This window comes from Bacteroides sp. AM54-2NS, assembly GCF_003602935.1.
In the GTDB taxonomy this organism is placed as follows: Bacteria; Bacteroidota; Bacteroidia; order Bacteroidales; family Bacteroidaceae; genus Bacteroides; species Bacteroides xylanisolvens.
The window spans coordinates 19,852-27,228 of the sequence record NZ_QTMZ01000059.1; the positions used below are offsets into that span (position 1 = coordinate 19,852).

Consider the following 7,377-nt stretch of genomic DNA (forward strand, 5'->3'; position numbering starts at 1 on the left):
TTTGTAAAAATGAAAACAATACAAACTAATTAGGGAGATGTACTTATAAATAATAAACGGTGAACAACTCTGCCAATTGCACAGATTTTGTTCACCGTTTTATTGTTTGCGACTTATCGTTTACGGTTTACCGTTTCATATTTAACGTTCACCGTCACCGTCCATCTCTTATTTCTCATTTTCTTCGTACATCTTTTCAATCTGCTCACTATAATTCTTGGCAACTACCGACCGTTTCAATTTCAGCGTATTAGTCAGTTCTCCACGTTCCATGCTGAACGGTTCGGGAAGCAGAGTGAAACGTTTGATTTGCTCATAGTGTGCAAACTGCTGTTGGAGTGTATCAATCCGTGCACGGAACAATCCTACAATCTTCGGATGTTTCAACAATTCCTCCATATCTTTGTATTTAATGCCTTTTTCTTCCGCATACTCTTTCACAAACCCATATACAGGAACAATCAGAGCAGAAACAAACTTACGCTGATCGGCAATAATGGCAATCTGGTCAATATAACGGTCAATAACCAATTTCGTTTCCAAAGCTTGCGGAGCAACATATTTACCGTTCGATGTTTTGAACAGGTCTTTAATGCGTTCCGTCAGGAAAAGCTGGCCATTTTTAAAGTAACCGGCATCACCTGTATGGAACCAGCCATCGGGTTCAATGGCAGCAGCTGTAGCTTCTGCTTTCTTATAATAACCTTTGGTAATCGTCTTTCCCCGAAGAAGAATTTCATTGTCTTCACCGATTTTCACTTCAATTCCCGGAAGTACAACACCTACTGAACCGATATCATAGCCAACCGGCAATGTACAAGATACAGTGGCCGTCGATTCCGTCAAACCATATCCTACCACCATATTGATTCCTACCGAATGGACAAATTCATTGATTTCATCGGGGACGGCAGCACCGGCAGTCGGGAAAAAGTTACCGTTCTCAATACCGATTGTTTTTTTCAATAGAGAGTAGATTGTCTTTTCGTAGAATTTATATTTCAGTTGATTCATCACCGGAGGAGTCTTACCCAAACGCAGATAATCCAGATTATGGATTCTACCTACCCGGATAGCATCCAGCATCAGTGCTTTCTTCAACCCTGTTGTTTCGTTAATTTTCTCCTGTACACCTGCATATACTTTCTCCCAGAAACGGGGAACACTACACATCAGTGTCGGACGAATTTCCTTAATCGTTGTCTGAATATCCGCTGGACGGAGATTGATACAAATCTGCACTCCTTTATGAATACAGAGATAACACCATGCTTTCTCAAACACGTGTGTCAAGGGGAGGAAGTTCATAGATACATCCTTATCCGACATGGTCGTCAAACGGTCATCGTGTGTATGAAACTGTTCCAGATAACAGGAATGATGAAGCATGACGCCCTTCGGCTCACCCGTTGTGCCGGATGTATAGAGAATGTTTGCCAAGTCATCGTATGAAGCCCGTTCGGTACGCTCTTCTACCGTATCATTGTGAGGTAATCCCTCTCCCATCGCCATAAACTCATCAAAATAGATAGACGATACGTCGCGGGGATCTTTCACAACCGAGCGGTCAAAAATAATCAGTTGTTGCAGAGAGGTACAGAAACCAAAGATGCTGAAAGCAGCATCATACTGGTATTGCTCACCTACAAAAAGGAAACGAATCTGCGCATCATTAATGATATATTGCGCCTGCGCAGGTGAACTCGTTGCATAAAACGGAATAGTAACAGCCCGATTGGCAAACGCGCCAAAGTCGACATAGAACCATTCGGGTTTATTTTGTGAAAATATACCGATATTCTCTTGTTCTTCCACTCCCAATGCCACGAAAGCATTAGCTGCTTGCCGTACTGATCCGGAGAACTGCTTCCATGAAATAGGAATCCATTGAGCTGTCTCATAGTCACGGTATTTTAAGGCTACCTTGTCGCCATATTTTTCGGCCTGACGATGGACCAGGACAGATAAATGATGATAAGTCATACTCTTTGTATTAGTAAATATGGTACAAAGGTATTAGTTTTATTTGAAACTATTGCTCAAAACGACTATCTTTGTGCAAATATTAAGGTATAGATAAAAGATTTGCACTATGAAATATGATATTTCGTATATGACAACAGAGGCTGTAAGCCTGCTTAAATCACTGATTAGTATTCCTTCAATCAGCCGGGAAGAAACCCAGGCTGCGGATTTCCTGCAAAACTATATTGAAATGGCAGGTATGCAGACAGGACGTAAAGGTAATAATGTGTGGTGCTTTAGTCCGATGTTTGATCTGAAGAAGCCGACTATTTTACTTAACTCCCACATAGACACAGTGAAACCTGTTAACGGTTGGCGGAAAGATCCGTTCACTCCACGTGAAGAAAATGGCAAGTTATATGGATTAGGAAGTAACGATGCCGGTGCCAGCGTTGTTTCGTTATTACAGGTGTTCCTGCAACTATGTCGTACTTCGCAGAATATAATCTGATTTATCTCGCCTCTTGTGAAGAAGAAGTTTCAGGTAAAGATGGAATTGAGAGTGTATTACAGGGGCTCCCTCCTGTTTCGTTCGCCATAGTAGGTGAACCTACAGAGATGCAACCCGCCATTGCCGAAAAGGGATTAATGGTACTAGATGTTACCGCAACAGGTAAAGCAGGACACGCAGCGCGTAATGAAGGAGACAATGCTATTTACAAAGTATTGGATGATATTGCCTGGTTCCGTGATTATCGTTTTGAGAAAGAATCGCCCTTGTTGGGTCCCGTGAAGATGAGTGTCACTGTTATCAATGCCGGTACACAACACAATGTGATTCCCGATAAATGTACTTTCATCGTCGATGTCCGGAGCAACGAGCTTTACTCAAATGAAGAACTGTTTGCTGAAATCAAAAAGCATATTTCCTGTGAAGCCCAAGCTCGTTCATTCCGTCTCAATTCTTCACGGATTGACGAGAAACACCCATTTGTACAGAAAGCTATGAAGTTAGGACGCGTTCCTTTTGGTTCTCCAACATTGTCCGACCAGGCACTAATGTCCTTCCCATCGGTAAAAATTGGTCCGGGCCGTTCGTCACGTTCACACACGGCAGAAGAATATATCATGTTAAAAGAAATAGAAGAAGCTATCGGACTTTATTTAGAGCTATTGGACGGACTTCTGATTTAATAAAAGTCATTGGTGAATTGATAATTGTTATCCTATTATATAGTTCTCAACTATCAATTCACCCATACAATAAAAACAAAGCAACGATTATTCAAACAACTTCGATAAAGCTTCCTCCAGTTTTTCACCCCTTAAGTTTTTGTCTATAACAATTCCCGTAGGATCTACAAGGAAAGTTCTGGGTATAGCATAGATACCATATATATCAGAAGCATCCACATCCAACAATTGTACCCAATTCATTCCAAGTTCTTCAACAGCAGCCCTCCAAGGTTTCAGTTTCCGATCTGTAGATATGCTAATCACCTCAAATCCCTTAGAAGCATATTTTTCATAAGCAGCTTTCACATTGGGCATTTCATGCCGGCAAGGTCCGCACCATGAAGCCCAAAAGTCAATCAAGACATATTTTCCCTTACCCACATAATCAGACAAGAGCTTCATGTTGCCAGCATTGTCTTTCACTTTAGCATCCGGGAAACGTTCGCCAATCTTTATCTTGGCATCCATTTCCTGCCGTTTCTTTTGTTCTTCACGCTGCTCCGGAGTCATTTTATTTTCAAGTTCCGCCTTCCTTCGCAGCTCTGCTTGGTTCTTCTTTTCCACAATATTTCTCACCAAATTATTTTGTGAAAACAGAGGCGAAGCTTCTTTCATCAGAATCTTCATATCATCAAAAGGCATCATCATACCTCCAACGGAGAAAAGATATACACCCACTATACTATTCTTATAATCCTTTATACAATGTGATACAGAATCCACTTGTGCAAGAAAATTCTTCTCTATTTTATCATATCTTGCTCTAAATGCAGTATCATTCACCATCTTATCAGCAAATTCTTCAGATTTCATTCCAGCCATTAACTTATAAATACTATCTGATGTTTTCAACATATTATCCATTATTAGCTGCATACGATTTAAAGCTATATTCAATGAATCATTTAAAGGCGTTCCCCCTCTCTTATTCGCAGCAATATTTACTGATATTTCTCCTTTTTCGAAAATCAACGGATAGGTTTCTCCATCCATATCCTTGATGATTGCAATATCCGGCATCTGATGTACACCAGAAAAAGAGAACTTACCTTTTTCCACTGTTGTACTGTCCAAAACGACTTCTTTAGCTTGCTCTCCATCTCCCATCAGGCATAAATACAACAATTGATTATTCAATTCCTCATCAGCAATACCTCGGATAGAGAATTTCTCTTGGGCAGAAGAAAATATAGCAATAGCACAAAACGTGCATAAAATCATAATTCGATTTCTCATACGGAATAAGTTTATATCAAAAAAAAAGTTCACACTCATGTTCAATACCTGCTATTGTCATTTCAAATTCTAATAATCATTTGAACTAATAATAGATCTTCTTATTTTTCTTATCGGAAACGACCTGATAATCTTTCACCTTTACATTAAAATATGATTTAGACTTTCCATCATCATTAGAAGGCAACTGTTCTTTATCTTTTTTGTGTGGCAACTCAAGAATATCTATTTCTTTCACACTCTTCTTCAGTTTCGGGAATAAAAGACTGATATAAATATATTTATGATTAAATCCTTTGACAGCCAACAGCCTCCCCATCGGAGCTCCACCATCATATCCCCGCACATTATACTCATCGCCACTTTTCTTATCGATAATCTTAAATCCCGGACTATAATACAACCATTGCCAATCCCAATAAATAGGTTGTATGAATGTCACTTTAGTATCATTCTTTCTCCTTTCAATCGAATATAAAGAAGGAGTTGTAGACCTCCCATTCTCATACGCTTTCTCATACACCTCTTCAGGAACTATAACTATACTATCGCTTGGAAGCATATAGGCTTGTGCATATAATTCTTTATCACGCTTCTTCTTTTGCTCATATTCTTTCAACCGCTGTTCACCTCTTTTTACTCGTTCACTTTTCTCCGGCATTATCTCTTTGAACATCTCTGTCTGGAGTTGCTGCACTAACAACGGCATTGCTTCACGCATAACAATCAACGAAGCCTCTTTATATTTTTCACCTACAGGAGATTCATAAAATGCAGCAACAACCTTCAATTCTTCCAATGTTAAATGCTTCTCATAAATAGGCATATACATTTCAAATATCTTATTTTCCATCTTCTGTTTCCATTTTTTAGCAAACTCATTCCAATAAACCTCATTTTCTTTCGGCGCATTTAATTTCATTATAGAAGATAATTTCTGGAAAAAGTCATCTGTAGTAGTCGAAGTACCAGAAAAGTCCATAATCTTCTTCAACGTTTCTTTGTACTCATCTGTCGCATTTGTATTTTGTGCAGAAGCTGGTAAAATTAAAGTAAACAGTGCAATTATGCACATCATTACTTTGGGAAGGAAAATGTTTTTCATAATTATCTGATTTTATTTATTTTGATTCCATATTTTATTTTGCATTTCCTACAAAGATACACATTAAATCTATATCATTTAATAGAATAGTACAATCAATGAGGCTACTATCCGGCTGCCCTGCAATGTATAGATAAACGAAATATCCCCTATTCATCCCTAATTATAACATTCATCCCCCTCTCTTATCAAAATGACTTTGAACAATTCATTTCATCTTTTGATATGATATTATTATCTTTTTCTCACATACTTCGTTCATTTTTCGTAATTAACGCTATCTTTGCAATAGGTCGCTAAATCTAAATAAGACTTTCAAAATACATAATATACGAATATGAAAAAGATTTTATTTTTATATATCATTCATCTAGGATTTGCCCTACAACCCATACAAATTCAAGCTTGTTGTCTCGACAATGAGGCTGTTCTCGCCAATGGGACTGCCATTATTCTACAATCACCTAAAGTGGACAATACCAAAACCATTCAGTTCATCAAAGATTTCTACGCAAACTACGTTTTTGGAGCAAAGAATTATGTTCCGGCAGTAAAAAAGCATTGTACAGCCAAATTGCAAAAGCAGCTGAAAGATAACTACGAGTATGACGGCGAAGGATATGCGATATGGAACTTCCGAACAGGTATGCAAGACGGACCAAGCGACATATCTAAAGTAACATCAGTAACTGCATTGGGAAATGGTTTATACAAGGTCAATTTCATTGATATGGGAATAAAGGGTAACCGTACTTTGAAAATTATCGACGTAAACGGGACACTGAAGTTCGATGCTATTAAATAGTCCCCTCTAAGCAGATATATTATCAATTTAACAGATAACTAAAAAAGCCTTACTATTCAATCAAACAATGAAAGTAAATCATCTATAAGACTACATCCTTCACCGCTTTCACCTTCTTCCCGAAACCTCCGTCCAGAGCAGGAAAGCGGGTGAAAGCGAGTATGCAAAAGCCCTTCTATCACGCTTTCACCACTTTCACCGACACACTTCAAATCGACGCTTACTCAAATCGTTTCCGCTTACCGCCGGAGCACATCACGAGACACCCCGTAATAACCCGCTGCAGCCACATAAATCGGCTGCATACGTTTGCCGATATTTCGCAATTTACCTTCTTCCAGCAATCGCCGGAGATGACGATTCGCCGTAGTCCGTGTCATGCAGCATACTTCCTGAAAATCATAACGAAGCATTACGTCATGATCGGCGAAATATTCCTTCAGCCGCATATCTATCTCCACCTCCGACAAAGACTCCGAATGGCGTGCATACTTACTCCGGCTGGCTTTGACACCTACCAATTCACCCCGCAGGCGAGCATCCGGACGGAAACCGATTGTTTTCAGTTCCATCTTCGACCATTTGTTTTTAGTACTGCGGGTCACCTTTTGCGTGCTCCTCAAAATAGGGGCAAAATAGCCTAGCCCCTCGATATGTACCTCGCGTCCTTCACGTAGTTCTTCACCACAAATTTGGGCCAGCATCTCGAACGCATTTTTTACATCACCTACGGAAAGCGAACTGCGTCCGTGAATCATCCGGCACAGTTTATCCGTTCCCACCTTACCATTCAAAAAAATGCGGGGATGCAAACCTTTCTCTTCCGAATCATCGGACTCACCGGGATTCTCATACCAATCGTAAAGTATAGCCATTAGTAGTTAACGTTTTGATAGTGAATATATTTCATGTAAAAACTTTACAGGGAAAACGCACGAGTGCTAATTGTTTAATAATCAATAGTTCCCTTCTCTTCTCAAAACTTATTTAATGGCAATACTCTTGTATATCTAATAATAAATAAAGTCTT

5 protein-coding genes and 1 pseudogene are annotated in these 7,377 nt (G+C 39.3%); 2 read left to right on the forward strand and 4 right to left on the reverse strand.

Annotated elements, in window-relative coordinates; all coding sequences use genetic code 11:
• Window positions 1–168 precede the first annotated feature (168 nt).
• Complete coding sequence (locus DXA05_RS23020; RefSeq protein ID WP_008024263.1) at window positions 169–1,983, reverse strand: AMP-dependent synthetase/ligase; 1,815 nt, start codon at window positions 1,981–1,983, stop codon at window positions 169–171.
• Between the two features lie 109 nt (window positions 1,984–2,092).
• Here DXA05_RS23020 and DXA05_RS23025 point away from each other — a divergent pair.
• Window positions 2,093–3,159: pseudogene (locus DXA05_RS23025) on the forward strand (M20 family metallo-hydrolase).
• 87 nt (window positions 3,160–3,246) lie between these two features.
• Here the strand turns inward: DXA05_RS23025 and DXA05_RS23030 are convergent.
• Together DXA05_RS23030 and DXA05_RS23035 are read right to left on the reverse strand one after the other, a co-directional pair.
• Window positions 3,247–4,437, reverse strand: a complete 1,191-nt coding sequence (locus DXA05_RS23030) for a TlpA disulfide reductase family protein (RefSeq protein ID WP_225450227.1) — start codon at window positions 4,435–4,437, stop codon at window positions 3,247–3,249.
• A gap of 85 nt (window positions 4,438–4,522) precedes the next feature.
• Complete coding sequence (locus DXA05_RS23035; protein WP_128859667.1) at window positions 4,523–5,542, reverse strand: DUF2059 domain-containing protein; 1,020 nt, start codon at window positions 5,540–5,542, stop codon at window positions 4,523–4,525.
• Between the two features lie 337 nt (window positions 5,543–5,879).
• Between DXA05_RS23035 and DXA05_RS23040 the strand changes: the two genes are divergently transcribed.
• Window positions 5,880–6,347: a hypothetical protein gene (locus tag DXA05_RS23040; RefSeq protein ID WP_004299546.1), complete on the forward strand. Its 468-nt coding sequence runs from the start codon at window positions 5,880–5,882 to the stop codon at window positions 6,345–6,347.
• Window positions 6,348–6,586: 239 nt separating this feature from the next.
• Here the strand turns inward: DXA05_RS23040 and DXA05_RS23045 are convergent, their stop codons facing one another.
• Complete coding sequence (locus DXA05_RS23045) at window positions 6,587–7,222, reverse strand: HU family DNA-binding protein (protein WP_049701691.1); 636 nt, start codon at window positions 7,220–7,222, stop codon at window positions 6,587–6,589.
• Window positions 7,223–7,377 lie beyond the last annotated feature (155 nt).